The sequence below is a fragment of the Rubellimicrobium arenae genome, from assembly GCF_017916275.1.
In the GTDB taxonomy this organism is placed as follows: Bacteria; Pseudomonadota; Alphaproteobacteria; order Rhodobacterales; family Rhodobacteraceae; genus Rubellimicrobium; species Rubellimicrobium arenae.
The window spans coordinates 37,963-54,944 of record NZ_JAFMST010000004.1 but is presented as its reverse complement, the minus strand read 5'-3'; the positions used below and the strand labels follow the sequence as shown (position 1 = coordinate 54,944).

At 68.0% G+C, this 16,982-nt stretch carries 16 protein-coding genes; 8 read left to right on the top strand and 8 right to left on the bottom strand.

Translation table 11 applies throughout. The features are described from left to right. Positions 1-218 precede the first annotated feature (218 nt). The 3 genes from J3P31_RS07090 (at position 219) to J3P31_RS07080 (ending at position 4,732) form a co-directional block, all read left to right on the top strand. Positions 219-752: a VPLPA-CTERM sorting domain-containing protein gene (locus J3P31_RS07090; RefSeq protein ID WP_210527732.1), complete on the top strand. Its 534-nt coding sequence runs from the start codon at positions 219-221 to the stop codon at positions 750-752. A gap of 204 nt (positions 753-956) precedes the next feature. Beyond that, a complete protein-coding gene (gene uvrA, locus J3P31_RS07085; RefSeq protein ID WP_210527731.1) occupies positions 957-3,824 on the top strand; it encodes an excinuclease ABC subunit UvrA in 2,868 nt (955 codons plus the stop codon). 374 nt (positions 3,825-4,198) lie between these two features. Then, on the top strand, positions 4,199-4,732 hold the full coding sequence (locus J3P31_RS07080; RefSeq protein WP_210527730.1) for a VPLPA-CTERM sorting domain-containing protein: 534 nt from the start codon (positions 4,199-4,201) through the stop codon (positions 4,730-4,732). Between the two features lie 109 nt (positions 4,733-4,841). Here J3P31_RS07080 and J3P31_RS07075 read toward each other — a convergent pair whose 3' ends face one another. Beyond that, the gene (locus J3P31_RS07075; protein WP_210527729.1) at positions 4,842-6,341 is read right to left on the bottom strand and encodes a CoA-acylating methylmalonate-semialdehyde dehydrogenase; all 1,500 of its coding nucleotides are present in this window, start codon (positions 6,339-6,341) and stop codon (positions 4,842-4,844) included. Positions 6,342-6,434: 93 nt separating this feature from the next. On the opposite strand from J3P31_RS07075, the gene J3P31_RS07070 reads away from it, so the two are divergent. The 3 genes from J3P31_RS07070 to coaD are packed head-to-tail and all read left to right on the top strand — an operon-like array spanning position 6,435 to position 8,304. Further along, a complete protein-coding gene (locus J3P31_RS07070; protein ID WP_210527728.1) occupies positions 6,435-7,346 on the top strand; it encodes a LysR family transcriptional regulator in 912 nt (303 codons plus the stop codon). 25 nt (positions 7,347-7,371) lie between these two features. Then, positions 7,372-7,806: a CBS domain-containing protein gene (locus J3P31_RS07065; protein ID WP_210527727.1), complete on the top strand. Its 435-nt coding sequence runs from the start codon at positions 7,372-7,374 to the stop codon at positions 7,804-7,806. Further along, positions 7,807-8,304, top strand: a complete 498-nt coding sequence (coaD, locus tag J3P31_RS07060) for a pantetheine-phosphate adenylyltransferase (RefSeq protein WP_210527726.1) — start codon at positions 7,807-7,809, stop codon at positions 8,302-8,304. A 48-nt stretch (positions 8,305-8,352) separates the two neighbouring features. On the opposite strand, the gene J3P31_RS07055 is transcribed toward coaD, so the two are convergent. The 3 genes from J3P31_RS07055 to tkt all read right to left on the bottom strand — a co-directional run bounded on the left by J3P31_RS07055 (position 8,353) and on the right by tkt (position 12,096). After that, positions 8,353-8,511 carry a hypothetical protein gene (locus J3P31_RS07055; protein WP_210527725.1) on the bottom strand — a complete coding sequence of 53 codons (159 nt, stop codon included), beginning with the start codon at positions 8,509-8,511 and terminating at the stop codon, positions 8,353-8,355. 369 nt (positions 8,512-8,880) lie between these two features. Then, positions 8,881-9,903, bottom strand: coding sequence for a type I glyceraldehyde-3-phosphate dehydrogenase (gene gap, locus J3P31_RS07050; protein WP_210527724.1), 1,023 nt, complete (start codon positions 9,901-9,903; stop codon positions 8,881-8,883). 180 nt (positions 9,904-10,083) lie between these two features. After that, positions 10,084-12,096, bottom strand: a complete 2,013-nt coding sequence (gene tkt, locus J3P31_RS07045) for a transketolase (RefSeq protein ID WP_210527723.1) — start codon at positions 12,094-12,096, stop codon at positions 10,084-10,086. A gap of 181 nt (positions 12,097-12,277) precedes the next feature. Here tkt and J3P31_RS07040 point away from each other — a divergent pair, with 181 nt between their 5' ends. Then, complete coding sequence (locus J3P31_RS07040) at positions 12,278-12,625, top strand: hypothetical protein (protein WP_210527722.1); 348 nt, start codon at positions 12,278-12,280, stop codon at positions 12,623-12,625. Beyond that, entirely contained in the window at positions 12,625-13,053 is a 429-nt protein-coding gene (locus J3P31_RS07035; RefSeq protein ID WP_210527721.1) for a cell division protein ZapA, read from the top strand. Before J3P31_RS07040 ends, J3P31_RS07035 begins: the two co-directional genes overlap by 1 nt. A 3-nt stretch (positions 13,054-13,056) precedes the next feature. Here J3P31_RS07035 and J3P31_RS07030 read toward each other — a convergent pair whose 3' ends face one another. From J3P31_RS07030 to purL, 4 genes are all read right to left on the bottom strand, one after another. Next, complete coding sequence (locus tag J3P31_RS07030) at positions 13,057-13,749, bottom strand: hypothetical protein (protein ID WP_210527720.1); 693 nt, start codon at positions 13,747-13,749, stop codon at positions 13,057-13,059. Between the two features lie 236 nt (positions 13,750-13,985). Further along, positions 13,986-14,354, bottom strand: a complete 369-nt coding sequence (grxD, locus tag J3P31_RS07025) for a Grx4 family monothiol glutaredoxin (protein ID WP_210527719.1) — start codon at positions 14,352-14,354, stop codon at positions 13,986-13,988. A gap of 120 nt (positions 14,355-14,474) precedes the next feature. Then, entirely contained in the window at positions 14,475-14,717 is a 243-nt protein-coding gene (locus J3P31_RS07020) for a BolA/IbaG family iron-sulfur metabolism protein (RefSeq protein ID WP_210527718.1), read from the bottom strand. Between the two features lie 60 nt (positions 14,718-14,777). Next, on the bottom strand, positions 14,778-16,937 hold the full coding sequence (gene purL, locus J3P31_RS07015; protein WP_210527717.1) for a phosphoribosylformylglycinamidine synthase subunit PurL: 2,160 nt from the start codon (positions 16,935-16,937) through the stop codon (positions 14,778-14,780). Between the last annotated feature and the right edge of the window lie 45 nt (positions 16,938-16,982).

Genomic DNA, 16,982 nt, shown 5'->3' with positions numbered 1-16,982 from the left:
CTGAGGAGAAACATCCGGGAGTGCTGCTCCCGTCCTGCGTGAAGAGCCTCCGGTGGGAGGATCAATTTCTCTAAGCCCGTCATATGGTTAACTTATGTGTTCCAAACCGGGCTGAATTGTGGCTTTTTTGGTTGGCTGCGCTCCCAATTGTGTTACTTTCATGCTGCGCTCGCACACTGTTGGGCGAGACTTCTTGCTTGGGAATTTGGGAGGGCTTCATGCTCAAGACTTGGAAGGCAGCGGCGCTGACGGCGGCTATGCTGGCAGCTCCGCTTTCCGCTTCGGCGACGACCATGGTCTCGCCGGGCGGCAGCTACGATCTCCTTGCCGACGACTACTTCTTCGACGGTCAATTCGAGATCGGGCAGGAGGCGGGGTCCGCCACCTTCACGTTCTACAACAGCTCGGACCGGAACTACGTGCTGGCCCTCCTGGGCGGCACCGTCCAGCAGCTGTCGGCTGCCTTCGCGGGTGGCGTGAACGTGTCCTTCGGGTCGCTCGGCCCGGTGGCCATCGGCCAGGACGAGACGACCGGCTTCGAAGAGTCGATCACCGTCGCCGCCAACGAGACGATCGAGCTCGTCCTGAACTGGGGTGACGTGATCGACACCGGCCTCCGCACGGGTGGCATCGCCGACATCGACTTCGCCGTCGAAGCCGCTGTGGTGCCCGTCCCCGCCGCTGGCCTGCTCCTGCTGTCCGGCCTCGGTGGCCTGGCCGCGGTGCGCCGTCGCAAGTCCAAGGCCGCCTAAGGCCTGATCGATCTCGGAAGGGCCGGCCACCTGCCGGCCCTTCTGTCCGACCACAAAGCTCCGAAGCAGGCGGGTGCGGCAAGGCCGGACCCGCCTGTTCGCTTTTGCGGCATACTGTTCCTGTGTTCCGCTAACGTTCTCTCATTCCGCTTGGCCCGGCCAATCGTTTCCGCTATGTAACCTCGTCCATCCGGAGGCCTGCGCATGGCGGAGCAGAAGTTCATCGAGGTGCGGGGCGCCCGCGAGCACAACCTCAAGAACATCGACGTGAACATTCCCCGGGACGAGCTTGTCGTCATCACCGGGCTCTCGGGGTCGGGGAAGTCCTCCCTCGCCTTCGACACCATCTATGCCGAGGGGCAGCGCCGCTACGTGGAGTCGCTGTCGGCCTACGCCCGCCAGTTCCTCGACATGATGGAGAAGCCGGATGTGGACCACATCTCCGGCCTCTCGCCCGCGATCTCGATCGAACAGAAGACCACCTCGAAGAACCCTCGTTCGACCGTCGGCACGGTGACCGAGATCTACGACTACATGCGTCTGCTGTTTGCCCGCGCCGGCACGCCCTACAGCCCGGCCACCGGCCTGCCGATCGAGGCGCAGCAGGTCCAAGACATGGTCGACCGCGTGATGGCCATGCCCGAGGGGACGCGCGGCTTCCTCCTGGCGCCGTTCGTGCGCGACCGGAAGGGGGAATACCGGAAGGAGTTTCTCGACCTCCGCAAGCAGGGCTTCCAGCGCGTCAAGGTAGACGGCGCCTTCTACGAGATCGACGAGGTGCCCGCGCTCGACAAGAAGCTCCGCCACGATATCGACGTGGTGGTCGACCGCATCGTGGTCCGGGCCGGGCTCGAAACCCGCCTCGCGGATTCGTTCCGCACCGCGCTCGACCTGGCCGACGGCATCGCCGTCCTCGAGACCGCCCCGCGCGAGGAGGAGGGCGAGCCCGAGCGCATCACCTTCTCCGAGAAGTTCGCCTGCCCGGTCTCGGGCTTCACCATCCCCGAGATCGAGCCGCGCCTCTTTTCCTTCAACGCGCCCTATGGCGCCTGTCCGGTCTGCGACGGCCTCGGGGCGGAGCTGTTCTTCGACGAACGGCTCGTGGTTCCCGACATCACCCGCAAGCTGAACCAGGGGGCGATCGCGCCCTGGGCCAAGTCCAAGTCGCCCTATTCGACCCAGACCATCGAGGCGCTGTCCAAGCATTACGAGTTCGACAAGAGCTCCCGTTGGAAGGACCTGCCCGAGCGCGCCAAGGAGGTGCTCCTGCGCGGCTCCGGGGCCGAGGAGATCGTGTTCCGCTACGACGAAGGGGGGCGCGTCTACCAGGTGCGCCGCCCCTTCGAGGGCGTCATCCCCAACATGGAGCGGCGCTACAAGGAAACCGATTCCGCCTGGGTCCGCGAGGAGTTCGAGCAGTACCAGAACGAACGTCCCTGCCACGCCTGCGGCGGCTTCCGTCTCAAGCCCGAGGCGCTGGCCGTCAAGATCGGCGGCCAGCATGTGGGCGAGGTGGTCCGCATGTCGATCAAGCAGGCCTATGACTGGGTGCAGACCGTCCCCGGCAGCCTGTCGAACCAGAAGAACGAGATCGCCCGCGCCATCCTCAAGGAGATCCGGGAACGCCTGGGTTTCCTGAACAACGTGGGGCTCGAATACCTGACCCTGTCGCGCAACGCCGGCACGCTGTCGGGCGGTGAAAGCCAGCGCATCCGCCTGGCCTCGCAGATCGGCTCGGGCCTGACGGGGGTGCTCTATGTGCTCGATGAGCCGTCGATCGGCCTTCACCAGCGCGACAACGACCGCCTGCTCGCCACGCTCCGCTCCTTGCGGGACCAGGGAAACACCGTCGTCGTCGTCGAGCATGACGAGGACGCGATCCGCACGGCGGATTACGTCTTCGACATCGGGCCGGGCGCCGGGGTGCATGGGGGGCAGGTGGTGGCCCATGGCACGCCCGAGGAGATCGCTGCCAATCCGAACTCCGTGACGGGCGAGTATCTGTCGGGCCGCCGGGCAATCCCTGTCCGGTCCGGCCAGCGGCGGCCGGGCAATGGCAAGACCCTCACGGTGGTCAACGCCACCGGCAACAACCTCAAGAACGTCACGGCCGAGTTTCCGCTGGGCAAGTTCGTCTGCGTGACCGGGGTGTCGGGCGGCGGCAAGTCGACGCTCACCATCGAGACCCTGTACAAGAACGCGGCCATGAAGCTGAACGGTGCGCGCGAGACGCCCGCCCCCTGCGAGACGATCACGGGGTTCGAGCATCTCGACAAGGTCATCGACATCGACCAACGGCCCATCGGGCGGACGCCCCGGTCGAACCCGGCGACCTATGTGGGGGCCTTCACGCCCATCCGCGACTGGTTCGCCGGCCTGCCGGAAAGCCTGGCGCGCGGCTACAAGTCCGGGCGCTTCTCCTTCAACGTGAAAGGCGGGCGCTGCGAGGCCTGCCAGGGCGACGGCGTCATCAAGATCGAGATGCACTTCCTGCCCGACGTCTATGTCACGTGCGAGACCTGCAAGGGCAAGCGCTACAACCGCGAGACCCTGGAGGTCCTGCACAAGGGCAAGAGCATCGCGGACGTGCTCGACATGACGGTCGAGGACGCGCAGGAGTTCTTCCGTGCCGTGCCGTCCATCCGTGAAAAGATGGACGCGCTTGTCCGCGTCGGCCTGGGCTACGTCAAGGTCGGCCAGCAGGCGACGACCCTGTCCGGCGGCGAGGCGCAGCGCGTCAAGCTGTCCAAGGAGCTGTCGCGGCGATCCACGGGCCGCACGCTCTACATCCTGGACGAGCCGACGACCGGGCTGCACTTCGAGGATGTCCGCAAGCTTCTTGAGGTGCTGCACGAGTTGGTGGACCAAGGGAACACCGTCGTCGTCATCGAACATAACCTGGACGTGGTGAAGACGGCGGACTGGGTCATCGACATCGGTCCCGAAGGGGGCGACGGCGGTGGCCGGATCGTGGCCACCGGCACGCCCGAGGAGGTCGCCGTGAATGCGGACAGCCATACGGGGCGCTATCTCAAGCCGCTGCTCGACGAGCGGAAGGTCGCAGCCGAGTAACCGAACGCTCGATGCCCGGAGCGAGGGGGTCATGGTCCAGCCATGGCCCCCTTTCACTTTTGAAGATCGGGACATCATCAGTCTGACCAGAAACACGGGCAGCTGCCGCACCGAAGCTGGCGCCGACCGACCGATGGGATGAGCCGCGCGTCAGGGCGCGCAGCCAGGCCCGCTCCGGTGGCTCTGGACCAGCTTACGGCATCAGAAACGCCGTATCCGTCCCAGGTTTATGGCAGGAATACGGCAAAACTGGCCTAAACCATGGGCGCAGGGACGCCGATTGTGGCCAAACCATGTCTATTGTTGATTGGAGTGGTCCCACTACCGCCTTAGTGTAGCCAAATTGGTTAACGAAGCGTGCAGAGGACTGGGACATGAAAACGCTTGTGCTAGCGGCGGGAACGAGCCTCGCTCTGATGGCGACGGCTGCGACAGCCGCCACCGTCGACTTTACCGGGGCCGGCAACCAAGGCGGCGGCTCCTATACCGAGGATGGTTTCCAGTTCGACGATGTGCGGATCGTCAGCGGCAACTGCCCCGGCGATGCGCCCTGCGGCGCCCTGAACCCGAATGAGACCTCGACCCTGACCAGCGTCATGGGCAGCGTCTTCGACCTGACCTCGCTGGCCGTGACCATCGTGGGGAACTCGCCGGCGGTGCTGGAACTGACGACCGACTTCGGCTCCTTCCAGATCGACACGGATGGCGTCTTCGACTTCGCCAGCAACGCGCTCTTCCAGGGCATCTCGTTCCTGACGTTCGACAACGTCACGGACAAGGGCAACATCCGCTTCGACAACATCGAGATCGCGGAAGGCCCGGCTCCCATTCCGCTTCCGGCCGGCGCCGTCCTGCTCGGGACCGCTCTGGTGGGCCTGGGCGCCGTGCGCCGTCGCCGCAACGCCTGAGCGACACGACCCCCAAACGACAACGAGCGGCCCCCGGGCCGCTCGTTTCATTTCTGACCTCGGGTTCGGGCTCTGGCCGTCCCCGGAGGGCGGCCAGAGCGCCGGACGCTTACTCCATCTGGCGGAAGTTCAGCGCCGCGCCTTCCTTGATGCCCGAGGGCCAGCGCGAGGTGACCGTCTTGGTCCGCGTGTAGAAGCGGATCGAATCCGGCCCGTGCTGGTTCAGGTCGCCGAAGGCCGACTTCTTCCAGCCGCCGAAGGTGTGGTAGGCCAGCGGCACCGGGATCGGCACGTTGATCCCGATCATGCCCACGTTCACCCGGGCCGCAAAGTCGCGCGCCGTGTCGCCGTCGCGGGTGAAGATCGCGGTCCCGTTGCCGTATTCGTGGCTCATCGCCAGCCCCAGGGCTTCCTCATAGGTCTTGGCGCGCACCGTGGACAGGACCGGCCCGAAGATCTCCTTGCGGTAGATGTCCATGTCCGGGGTCACGCGGTCGAAGAGGTGCGGGCCGACGAAGAAGCCGTTCTCGTAGCCCTGCAGGTTGAAGTTCCGACCGTCCACGACCAGTTCCGCGCCCTGCTGCACGCCGGATTCGACGAGGTTCAGGATGTTGGCCTTGGCGGCGGCGGTCACGACGGGGCCGTAGTCGACGTCCTTGCCGGCGGTGTAGGGGCCGACCTTCAGCTTCTCGATGCGGGGCACGAGCTTCTCGATCAGGCGGTCGGCGGTTTCCTCGCCCACCGGCACGGCGACCGAGATGGCCATGCAGCGTTCGCCCGCCGCACCGTAACCCGCGCCGACCAGCGCGTCGGCCGCCTGATCCAAGTCGGCGTCCGGCATGACGATCATGTGGTTCTTCGCGCCGCCGAAGGCCTGCACGCGTTTCCCGTTCGAGGCCCCGCGCCCGTAGATGTACTGCGCGATCGGCGTGGAGCCCACGAAGCCCACGGCCTGGATCACCGGATGGTCAAGGATGGCGTCCACCGCTTCCTTGTCGCCGTTGACCACCTGCAGGATGCCCTTGGGCAGACCGGCCTCTTCCATCAGCTCGGCCAGCATCAGCGGCACGGACGGCGCGCGCTCGGAGGGCTTGAGGATGAAGGCGTTGCCGCAGGCGATGGCCGGGGCGAACATCCACATCGGGATCATGGCGGGGAAGTTGAACGGGGTGATCCCGGCGCAGACGCCCAGCGCCTGACGCATGGAATACATGTCGATGCCCGGGCCGGCGCCGTCGGTGAACTCGCCCTTCAGGAGGTGCGGCGCGCCGATGCAGAACTCGACGACCTCGAGCCCGCGCTGGATATCGCCTGCGGCGTCGGGCAACGTCTTGCCATGCTCGCGCGACAACGCCTCGGCCAGCTTGTCCATGTCGCGGTTGAGGAGCGCGACCATCTTCATCATCACGCGCGCCCGACGCTGCGGGTTCACGGCGGCCCATTTGGGCTGCGCGGCGGCGGCAACCTGGACGGCGTGGTCCATCTCCTCGACCGAGGCGAGCGGAAGGCGCGCCTGCACCTCGCCGGTGGCCGGGTTGAAGACGTCGGTGAAGCGGCCCGAGGTGCCCTTCACGTGCTCGCCGTTGATGTAGTGGGTCAGTTCCTGCATGGTATCCTCCCGGGGGATGTTGGGGTGTCTCTAGCCTTGCGTTTTTCGAGGTAACAGAGCCATCATCCCAAAACCGTCATGCAGGAATGCAAGATGCTGGACTGGGACGACATGCGGGTCTTCTTGGGCGTGGCCCGTGCGCGCAGCCTGTCCGGGGCGGCGCCCAGCCTTCGCATGGACCCGGCCACCGTGGGCCGCCGCATCGCCCGGCTCGAGGAGGCGCTGGGGGCCGCGCTCTTCCTCAAGAGCCCGCAGGGCTATGCGCTGACCGACCTGGGCGCCCGGCTCCAATCGCGGGCCGAGGAAGCCGAGGAAGCCATGAGGCTCGCGCTCGAGGAAGGGCAGGGCGCGTCCCAGGGCCTGACGGGGCAGGTGCGGATCGGCGCGCCGGACGGTTGCGCCAATTTCCTGCTCCCGCAGGTCGTGGCCCGCATCCAGGCCCGAAACCCGGGGCTGGAGATCCAGATCCTCGCTTTGCCCCGCGTGGTGAACCTGAGCCGTCGCGAAGCCGACATCGCCATCACGGTCAGCCCGCCCGACGCGGGCCGGCTGACCGTCCAGAAGATCGCCGATTACCGGCTGCATCTGGCCCAGCGGCGCGATGCCCCCGCCGTGGCGACGCTCTCGGATCTGAAGGGGCGGCCCGTCGTGGGCTATATCCAGGACATGATCTTCGACCGGGCCTTGGACTATCTGGGCGAGTTGGGCCTTGGGACCGTTCAGCTCGCGTCCAACTCGGTGCCCGTGCAACTCATGCTGCTCCGGCAGGGGGGGGTCGGGGTGGTCCACGACTTCGCGTTGCCCTTTGCGCCCGAACTGACGCGCATCCTGACATCCGAGGTCAGCCTGACCCGCGCCTTCTATCTCGTCCGCCACGACGCGGACCGCCGGAGCGAACGGATGTCACGCCTTGCGGCGGCAATCATCCGAGAGTTGCGGGAAGAGGTGGCGCGGCTCGAAGCTCACGTTAACTTGACAGAGGTGGGGTCGGGAGACGAGCCTTGACCCAGGCAGCGCGAGGGAGGTCGCCATGCTTGTTAGTCAGATCCTCAAGTCCAAGGCCGATGACGGCGTCCTCACGGTGCAGCCCGACGCCACAGTCGGCGACGCCGCCCGGATCCTGTCGGAACGCCGCATCGGCTCCCTCGTGGTCAGCCGGGACGGACGCCAGGCGCTCGGCATCCTGTCCGAGCGGGACATCGTGCGCGAGATCGGCCGCCGCGGTCCCGGGTGCCTGAACGACAGCGTGGAGTCGATGATGACCCGCGACCTCGTCACCTGCACGCGGTCCGACATGGCCGACACCGTCCTGGCCCGCATGACCGAAGGGCGGTTCCGGCACCTTCCGGTGGTCGAGGACGGCGACATGGTGGGCCTGATTTCCATCGGCGACGTCGTGAAGGCTCGCCTGTCCGAGCTTTCCATGGAAAAGGATGCTCTCGAAGGGATGATCAAGGGCATCTGAATGCGCATTGGACTTTACCCGGGCACCTTCGACCCGGTGACGCTCGGCCATACGGACATCATCCGCCGGGCTTGCAGTCTTGTGGACCGGCTCGTGATCGGGGTCGCGATCAACCGCGACAAGGGCCCGCTTTTCTCGCTCGAGGAACGGGTCGGCCTGCTCGAGCAGGAGATCAGCGCGATCGCGGCGGCCTGCGGGACCGAGATCGTCGTGCATCCCTTCGAGAACCTGCTGATCGACTGCGCCCGCGATGTCGGGGCCTCGGTCATCGTGCGGGGCCTGCGGGCGGTGGCCGATTTCGAATACGAGTTCCAGATGGTCGGCATGAACCGGACGCTCGACGACTCGGTCGAGACGGTGTTCCTCATGGCCGAGGCCCGCCATCAGGCGATCGCGTCCAAGCTGGTCAAGGAGATCGCCCGCCTGGGTGGCGACGTGTCCAAGTTCGTGCCCCCGGCTGTCCATGCGGCGCTGGCCGAACGGTTGGGCCGGAAATGAAAAGGCCGCCCCGGGGGCGGCCTTGAACGAATGAACCGGTCGGATCGCTCAGCCGTAGACGGCTTGGCGCGCAAGACGCTCGGCGTCGCCGGGATAGATGTTCAGGTCGTCGGCCAGATGGGCCGGGATTCCGCGAAGTTCATGGAGCGTACGACGATAAGCGGCGCGCTTCTCCATCGCGGAGCGGAGATGCGTAAGAAGGGACATTTTCTTCCTCGGGTATGCCGGGCGCAGGATCGCGTTCCGGTGACCCCCATATGGGTCATGCCGCAGCGCAGCGCCACTGACGTTTGGCGCATCCCGCCATGCATGAATCGCATATCTTTTGAGCGCAGATGTCGCAAATTCGACACATCAGTCTGATCCGGGCCGCCGGCCGTCCTCCTGGACCGTCTCCTTCTTGACAACTCGGGCCGACCGAAGGGCCGAACCGATGTCGCCATCGCATCATCCCGACCCTTTTCCCTCCTTGGACGGTCGCGATGGCGACCGCCTCGGCGCAGGCACGACCGGTCCCCCAATGACAAAGGGCCGCCCCGGAGGACGGCCCTGGCCTGACGCGCGCGTCCGCGATGGTCAGATGAGCTTGCCCATCGCAACGGCGGTGTCGCCCATGCGGTTCGAGAAGCCCCACTCGTTGTCGTACCAGGACAGAATGCGGACCAGGGTCCCGTCCATCACCTTGGTCTGGTCCATGTGGAACACCGACGAGTGCGGATCATGGTTGAAGTCGGACGACACCAGTTTCTCTTCGGTGAAGCCCAGGATGCCCCGCAGCGGGCCTTCGGCGGCGCTGCGGATCGCCTCGTTGATCTCGTCCTTCGAGGTGGCGCGCTTGGCGACGAACTTGAAGTCCACGACCGAGACGTTTGGCGTGGGGACGCGGATCGAAACGCCGTCCAGCTTGCCGTTCAGGTCGGGCAGCACCTTGCCGACGGCCTTGGCGGCCCCGGTCGAGGTCGGGATCATCGACAGCGCGGCGGCGCGGGCGCGGTAAAGATCCTTGTGCATCGTATCCAGCGTGGGCTGGTCGCCCGTGTAGCTGTGGATCGTCGTCATGAAGCCGTGATGGATGCCGATGGCCTCGTTCAGCACATAGGCCACGGGTGCAAGGCAGTTGGTCGTGCAGGACGCGTTCGAGACGACATGGTCCTCGGCGCTCAGCGACTCGTGGTTGACGCCGTAGACGATGGTCTTGACCGCCTTGTCGGTCGCCCATTCCTCGCCCGAGACGGGCGCCGACACGAGAACGCGCTTGGAGCCGTTCTGGAGGTGCAGCGCCGCCTTGGCCCCATCGGTGAAGATCCCGGTGCATTCCAGCGCGATGTCGATGTCCTGCCAGGGCAGCTTGGCGGGGTCGCGCTCGGCCGTCACGCGGATGGGGCCGCGGCCCGCGTCGATGGTGTCCGCCGTGGTCGTGACCGTCCCCGGAAAACGCCCGTGGACCGAGTCGTAGCGAAGCAGGTGCGCGTTGGTCTCGACCGGGCCGAGGTCGTTGAGGGCGACGACTTCGATGTCGGTGCGGCCCGACTCGATGATGGCGCGCAGCACGTTGCGCCCGATGCGGCCGAAGCCGTTGATCCCCACCCTGACCGCCATAACCCATCCTCCTGTGCCTGGCGCCCGACGCGCCGTCGGGCGGCAACATGGCGATTTCAGGGGGAAGGTCAACCGAGAGCCGCGTCCCCGGTGGCCCTCGGGCCGGTCCGCCCGAGGCCCGGGCCGGGCCGCGCGGGCGGACGCAGGATCACCGCCTTCCGTCCCGCGCGGGCCGTGGGGTCACAGCAGCGACTGGGCGACCCGGGCCACGTTCGCCGCGGTGATCCCGAACTGCTCGTAGAGCACTTCGGCCGGGGCCGAGGCGCCGAAGCTGTCCATCCCGACGAAGGCCGACTTGGCTTCGCGTCCGCCGTTCCCCAGGAGCCAGCGGTCCCAGGGCTGGCGCACGCCGGCCTCGATGGCGACCCGGACGGTGCCGGGCGGCAGCACGCGGCGGCGCACCTTCTCGTCCTGGGCGGCGAAGAGCTCCATCGAGGGCATGGACACGACGCGCGTGCCGATGCCCTGCGCCTCGAGCTGTTCGCGCGCCGCCATGGCGATCTCCACCTCGGACCCGGTGGCCATCAGCACGACCTGCCGCTTGCCGGTGGCGTCGGCCAGCACATAGGCGCCCTGGGCGGACAGGTTCCGGTTGGTGTGCTCGCGCCGGACAGGGGCGAGGTTCTGCCGCGACAGGGCCAGCACCGAGGGGCCGGGCTCCGTCAGGGCGAGTTCCCAGGCTTCGGCGGTCTCGACCGTGTCGGCGGGCCGGAAGACGCGCAGGTTGGGCGTGGCCCGCAGCATGGCAAGGTGCTCCACCGGCTGGTGGGTGGGGCCATCCTCGCCCAGGCCGATCGAATCGTGGGTGAAGACGTAGACCACCCGCGCGCCCATCAGCGCCGACAGGCGCACCGACGGGCGGGCGTAGTCGGCAAAGCACAGGAAGGTGCCGCCATAGGGGAACAGGCCCCCATGCAGGGCGATCCCGTTCATCGCGGCGGCCATCCCATGCTCGCGGATGCCGTAATGGATGTAGCGGCCCTTGCGGTTGCCCGGCTCGAAGATGCCCAGGTCCTTGGTCTTGGTGTTGTTCGAGCCGGTCAGGTCCGCCGACCCGCCCAGCGTTTCGGGCATGACGGCGTTGACGGCCTCGAGCACGATCTCGGAGGACTTGCGGGTCGCCACGGCCTTGGACTCGGCGGCGGCGGCCTTCTTGACGTCGCGGATCGCCCCGGCCAGGCGGCGCGGCGGCAGCCCTTCGGCCACGCGCTTGAACTCGGCCTGACGGGCCGAGGGCAGGGCGGCCAGCCGCTCCTCCCATTCGGCGCGGGCCTGGGCGCCACGCTGGCCCATCTGCTCCCACCGGGCCTTGATGTCGGCGGGGATGTCGAAGGGGCCGTTCTCCCAGCCATACACCTCGCGGGTGTCGGCGATGAGCTTGGCGTCCGTCAGCGCGCCATGTCCCTTGGACGTGTCCTGAGCCGAGGAGCCCAGCGCGATATGCGTCCGGCAGGCGATCATGGACGGGCGGGGATCGGCCTTGGCGGCGGTCAGGGCGGCGTCGATGGCGGCGGGGTCATGGCCGTCGATGGCCTGGACGTGCCAGCCCGAGGCGGCGAAGCGCGCGCCCTGGTCGGTTGCGTCGGCGATCGACACCTTGCCGTCGATGGTGATGCCGTTGTCGTCGAAGAGCACGATCAGCCGCGACAGCTGCTGCTTGCCGGCGAGCGCGATCGCCTCCTGGCTCACGCCCTCCATCAGGCAGCCGTCCCCGGCGATCACGTAGGTATGGTGGTCCATGACCTTCGCACCGAAGCGCGCCCGCAGCGCCTCCTCGGCGATGGCGAAGCCCACGGAGTTGGCCAGGCCCTGGCCCAGCGGCCCGGTGGTCGTCTCGACCCCGGCGGTGTGGTGGACCTCCGGATGGCCCGGCGTGCGGGAGCCCCATCGGCGGAAGTCCCGGATCTGCTCCAGCGTCATGTCCGGGTAGCCGGTCAGATAGAGCAGGGAATAGAGCAGCATCGAGCCATGCCCCGCCGACAGGATGAACCGGTCGCGGTCGGGCCAGAACGGCGCCTTGGGATCGAACTTCAGGTGCTTGTCGAACAGCACGGTCGCCACGTCGGCCATGCCCATCGGCATGCCGGAGTGGCCGGAGTTGGCCGCCGCCACGGCATCGAGCGTCAGGGTGCGGATCGCGGCGGCAAGCCGCCAATGCTCGAAGTGGGCGTTGCGCAGGCTCGCGATGTCCATGATCATGTCTCCTCCGGGGTGCCACCCTGACTTACCAACGTGACGGACAAGATCAAGCACGCCCTCCAAGTCATTCCCGGAAAAGGGGAGTCGCCGATTGCGACTTGCGCCTGTTTCTCTTAGGTTCGCGGAAAGCCTGGGCGGCGCGGGCTTCCGGCGCCGCAGATAACACGAGGGATGCATGGACGTATCGGGCGATCTGGGTGACCTTCTCGAGGCGCGCCGGCGCATCGTGGCCGCCTTCGAGGGGATCGCGGCCGGGGCCGAAGCTCTGGCCGAGCAGGCCGCCCTCGCCTCCGAGAACGAGCGTCTTCGCGCCGAGATCGACGAGGAGCGCGTCGCCAACGCCCAGCTTCAGGAACGCGTGCGTGCCCTGCGCGAGCGTGAGGCCGGCCGCGCCGCCCTCGAGGAGGAGCTGACCCGCCTGCGGGCCGAGGTTGCCGCCCTCCGGGCCGCCCGGGACGCCGAACGTGGCGAGCTGGACGCCGTCCTCGCCGAACTCATTCCCATCGTCGAGGAGGCCCGCTGATGCCGCAGGTCGAGATCGTCATCGGCGGCCGCAGCTTCGAGGTCGCCTGCCAGCCCGGCGAGGAGCCGTTCCTGCTGTCGGCGGCGCAGATGCTGGACACCGAGGCCTCCGCCCTGTCCGAGCAGATCGGGCGGATGCCCGAGGCGCGGATGCTCCTGATGGCGGGGCTCCTGCTTGCCGACAAGACCGCGGGGCTCGAGGACAAGCTTCGCGAGGCCGAGCAGCGGATGGCGCAGCTCGAGGCGCGGATCGCCGCCGGGCCTCCCCGGATCGAGGTGCCGGTCGAGGTGCCTGTGGAAGTCCGGATCGAGGTGCCGGTCATCCCGGCCGAGGTGCGCCAGCTCTTCATCGACGTGGCCGATGAGGCCGAGGCCCTGTCCCATGCGGTCGGCCAGCTCGTCCCCGAGGGAAGGGCGCCCGCCGCCTGACCCTCAGGGCCCGATCAGCCGCGCCAGATCGAGGGCCAGGTCCACGAAGCGCTCCATCTGGTCGGGGCGGCGGATCGGATAGCGCAGCCTCAGGCGCATGCCCTCGGGCGTCAGGATCAGGATCGGCTGGCCGCGGGCGCCGCTCGCGACCGGGATCCACTGGCTCAGCGCCCGGCTCAGGTCGTGAAGATCGATCCGCCGGGCCAGGTTGCCGTCCACGAGCGCGGTGACGCCCGCGACGCCTTCATGCCGTTCGAGCTTGGCAGCCTGACGCGCGACCTCCTCGCCCAGGAGGTCCCGCAGCGCACGCTCGCGCTGGCGGGCGGCAAGGCCGGGATCGCCCTCCGGAGACCCATCGAGGGGGGAGGGCAGGTCGGGCTCGGCCGCGATGAGGATCAGGACGCCTTCGGACCAGCGCGGCTCGGCGGAGTCGAACTCGGTGACGGGACCTTTCAGCCGGCCATCCTTTGGACGAACCTCGGTGATCCAGGGATGGCCGCCCCGTGGCACCAGCCGCAACGTTCCGGCGCGGCCCAGCCGTTCGCCGGTGACGGTCAACGCCCAGCCCCGTCGCGCGGCCAGGGCCTGGAGGCCGTCCCGCCGCACCGTCTCGAGCTGGAGGCGCCAGTAGTGGAACACGCCGCCAACGGCCCCCGTGAAGGCCACCCCCAGGATGAGGTTCAGCAGAAGCGACATGGCGCCGGGCGCGACGCCGGCACGGCCGCAACCTCTGCCCAGGGCAGCATGCAGCCGCGCAGCAGGGGCGGTGGTCGAAGGTGCAAGGCGGACGTCCAGGAGCTGTGGCAGCAGTCGCCCCCAGCTAACCATGCCGAACCTGCGCGTGCCTAGCGGCAAGGCGGTCCGGGAGTCCGGGCCGCCCAAAACTGTTGCAAATGCGCCAAGGGCTTGGGCGGCGATCCGCCCGCCACGCCTCAGGCGTTGGCCGCCCGGATCTCTTCGGCGCGGGCCTTGTCGTAAGCGACGCCCTTCTGTTCGAAGAGCGCGTCGAGCTCGCCTGACAGGGTCATCTCGGTGACGATGTCGCAGCCGCCGACGAACTCGCCCTTGACGTAAAGCTGCGGGATGGTCGGCCAGTCCGAGAAGTCCTTGATGCCCTGCCGGATATCCGGATCGGCCAGCACGTTCACGTCCTGGTACTCGACGCCCATGTAGTTCAGCACGCCCGCCACGCGGGACGAGAACCCGCATTGCGGCATGGCCTTGGTGCCCTTCATGAAGAGCACGACATCGTTGGTGTTGACCGTCTCGCGGATCTGGTCCTGCGCGGTGGTGGTGGTCATTTCGAGATCCTCTCGTCTCGGCTCTGCCCGATCGGCAGATATTGCTGAAGTCCGGCCCTGATGATGGATGGACCCGCACCGGGTCCCCCGCGATGGTCGATCCGTGTCAGGGCCCGTTCATCATTCCGGCGCCTTGGTGGTAAGCGCGAGGGCATGAAGCTCTCCGTTCGGCCCGTCCATGCGGCCCTTCAGCGCGGCATAGACGGCGCGCTGCTGCTGCACGCGGTTCATTCCGCGAAAGCTCTCGTCCACCACCTCGGCGGCGTAGTGGTTCCCGTCGCCTGCAAGGTCCGTGATGCTGATGCGCGCCTGGGGAAAGGCGGCGCGGATCAGGGCCTCGATGTCGTGGGCTTGCATGGCCATGGAAGGGGTCCTCGTGCGTTCGGTTCAATGTAGGAAAGCGCCGGGACCCCCGCAAGCGGACTAGGCCACCGCCGCTTCGAAGGCCGTCCGCCAAAGCGCGGCCAGGTCCAGCATCGCCGCGTGCTCGTGGCCCATCCGGAAGGCTCCCCCGCCGAAACGGCCGACGACGCGGACCGGCACCCCGGCCTCGCGCGCGCGGTCCAGCAGCGCCTCGGCCTGCTCGGGCGCACAGGCCAGCAGGTAGCGGCCCTGGTCCTCGCCAAAGAGGGTCGGGAGATCCCCGGCCTCGAGCTCGAGCCCGGTTGCGGCCGCGTCCGCCATCTCGAAGCCTGCCAGGGCAAGCCCCCCGTCCGCGAGGTCGGTCGCCGCCCGGATCAGGCTGCGGCTGGCCAGCACGAACTCGCCGTTCCGGCGTTCCACGGCCAGGTCGACGGCGGGCGCGTCGCCAGCCTCGGTGCCCAGGGCGGCCAGCAGCGCCGACTGGCCCAGGTGCCCCCGGGTCTCGCCGACCAGCACGGCCAGGTCGCCGGGATGGGCCAGCCCGCCGATCATCTCCTCCAGAGAGCCCAGCAGCCCGACGCCGCCGATGGTGGGGGTGGGCAGGATCGCGCTGCCGTCGGTCTCGTTGTAAAGGCTCACGTTCCCCGACACGATGGGGAAGTCGAGCGCGCGGCAGGCCTCGCCGATGCCCTGGATGGCGCCCACGAACTGGCCCATGATCTCGGGCTTTTCGGGGTTGCCGAAGTTGAGGTTGTCGGTCGCGGCCAGCGGACGCGCGCCCACGGCCACGAGGTTCCGCCAGGCCTCGGCCACGGCCTGCTTGCCACCCTCGACCGGGTTCGCCTTCACATAGCGGGGCGTGACGTCCGAGGTGAAGGCCACGGCCTTGCCGGTCCCATGCACCCGCACGATGCCCGCGCCCATGCCGGGACGGCGCACCGTGTCCGCGCCGACCTGGCTGTCGTATTGCTCCCAGACCCAGCCCTTCCAGGCAGTGCTCGGGTCGACCAGCAGCGTCTTGAGGGCCTCCACGGCACCGACCTGCGGCACGGCGGGCGCCTCGGCCGGGGCAGGGGTGGGCACCCAGGGCCGGTCGTATTCGGGGGCCGAGGACGACAGCTGCGACAGCGGCAGGTCGGCCTTCACCTCGTTGCCGAGAAGGATCAGGAACCGGTCCTCCGGGATCGTCTCGCCCACGATGGCGAAGTCGAGGTCCCACTTCTCGAAGATCGCCCGCGCGATCTGCTCCTTTTCGGGCTTCAGGACCATGAGCATCCGCTCTTGGCTTTCCGACAGCATCATCTCGTAGGCGGTCATCCCCTCCTCGCGGACCGGAACGCGGTCGAGGTCGAGCCGGATGCCCAGGCCGCCCTTGTCACCCATCTCCACGGCGGAACAGGTCAGCCCCGCCGCGCCCATGTCCTGGATCGAGATGACGGCGCCCGAGGCCATCAGCTCCATGCAGGCTTCCATGAGGCGCTTCTCGGTGAAGGGGTCGCCGACCTGCACGGTCGGGCGCTTCTCCTCGATGGTGTCGTCGAACTCCGCGGAGGCCATGGTCGCGCCGCCGACGCCGTCCCGGCCCGTCTTGGCACCGAGATAGACCACCGGCATCCCCACGCCCGAGGCCGCGGAATAGAAGATCGCATCCGTCCGTGCGAGGCCGGCGGCAAAGGCGTTCACGAGGCAGTTGCCGTTGTAGGCCCGGTGGAAGCGGACCTCGCCGCCAACCGTGGGCACGCCGAAGGCGTTGCCGTAGCCGCCCACGCCCTCCACGACGCCGGCCACCAGCCGCTTGGTCTTGGGATGCGAGGGCTCCCCGAACGACAGCGCGTTCATCGCCGCGATGGGCCGCGCCCCCATGGTGAACACGTCCCGCAGGATGCCGCCCACGCCCGTCGCCGCGCCCTGGTAGGGCTCGATGTAGGACGGGTGGTTGTGGCTCTCCATCTTGAAGACAAGCGCGTCGCCATCGCCCAGGTCCACCACACCCGCGTTCTCGCCCGGCCCGCAGATGACCTGGGGGCCTTCGGTGTGGAGCGTCCGCAGCCACTTCTTGGACGACTTGTAGGAGCAGTGCTCGTTCCACATCGCCGAGAAGATGCCGAGCTCGGTGAAGGTCGGCGTCCGGCCGATGATGCCGAGCAGCCGCTCGTATTCGTCGGGCTTGATGCCGTGGGCCGCGACGAGCTCGGGCGTGATCTCGGGTTCCGGGCGCATGGGGATCTCCGCTACGGTGACTTGGCGCCCTTTAGGGGGTCGCGG

What these genes read in the sequence shown, in the direction of transcription:
- J3P31_RS07090 (WP_210527732.1), top strand. Translation starts at nt 219, where the DNA reads ATGCTCAAGACTTGGAAGGCAGCGGCGCTGACGGCGGCTATGCTGGCA.
- uvrA (WP_210527731.1), top strand. Translation starts at nt 957, where the DNA reads ATGGCGGAGCAGAAGTTCATCGAGGTGCGGGGCGCCCGCGAGCACAAC.
- J3P31_RS07080 (WP_210527730.1), top strand. Translation starts at nt 4,199, where the DNA reads ATGAAAACGCTTGTGCTAGCGGCGGGAACGAGCCTCGCTCTGATGGCG.
- J3P31_RS07075 (WP_210527729.1), bottom strand. Translation starts at nt 6,341, where the DNA reads ATGCAGGAACTGACCCACTACATCAACGGCGAGCACGTGAAGGGCACC.
- J3P31_RS07070 (WP_210527728.1), top strand. Translation starts at nt 6,435, where the DNA reads ATGCTGGACTGGGACGACATGCGGGTCTTCTTGGGCGTGGCCCGTGCG.
- J3P31_RS07065 (WP_210527727.1), top strand. Translation starts at nt 7,372, where the DNA reads ATGCTTGTTAGTCAGATCCTCAAGTCCAAGGCCGATGACGGCGTCCTC.
- coaD (WP_210527726.1), top strand. Translation starts at nt 7,807, where the DNA reads ATGCGCATTGGACTTTACCCGGGCACCTTCGACCCGGTGACGCTCGGC.
- J3P31_RS07055 (WP_210527725.1), bottom strand. Translation starts at nt 8,511, where the DNA reads ATGTCCCTTCTTACGCATCTCCGCTCCGCGATGGAGAAGCGCGCCGCT.
- gap (WP_210527724.1), bottom strand. Translation starts at nt 9,903, where the DNA reads ATGGCGGTCAGGGTGGGGATCAACGGCTTCGGCCGCATCGGGCGCAAC.
- tkt (WP_210527723.1), bottom strand. Translation starts at nt 12,096, where the DNA reads ATGGACATCGCGAGCCTGCGCAACGCCCACTTCGAGCATTGGCGGCTT.
- J3P31_RS07040 (WP_210527722.1), top strand. Translation starts at nt 12,278, where the DNA reads ATGGACGTATCGGGCGATCTGGGTGACCTTCTCGAGGCGCGCCGGCGC.
- J3P31_RS07035 (WP_210527721.1), top strand. Translation starts at nt 12,625, where the DNA reads ATGCCGCAGGTCGAGATCGTCATCGGCGGCCGCAGCTTCGAGGTCGCC.
- J3P31_RS07030 (WP_210527720.1), bottom strand. Translation starts at nt 13,749, where the DNA reads ATGTCGCTTCTGCTGAACCTCATCCTGGGGGTGGCCTTCACGGGGGCC.
- grxD (WP_210527719.1), bottom strand. Translation starts at nt 14,354, where the DNA reads ATGACCACCACCACCGCGCAGGACCAGATCCGCGAGACGGTCAACACC.
- J3P31_RS07020 (WP_210527718.1), bottom strand. Translation starts at nt 14,717, where the DNA reads ATGGCCATGCAAGCCCACGACATCGAGGCCCTGATCCGCGCCGCCTTT.
- purL (WP_210527717.1), bottom strand. Translation starts at nt 16,937, where the DNA reads ATGCGCCCGGAACCCGAGATCACGCCCGAGCTCGTCGCGGCCCACGGC.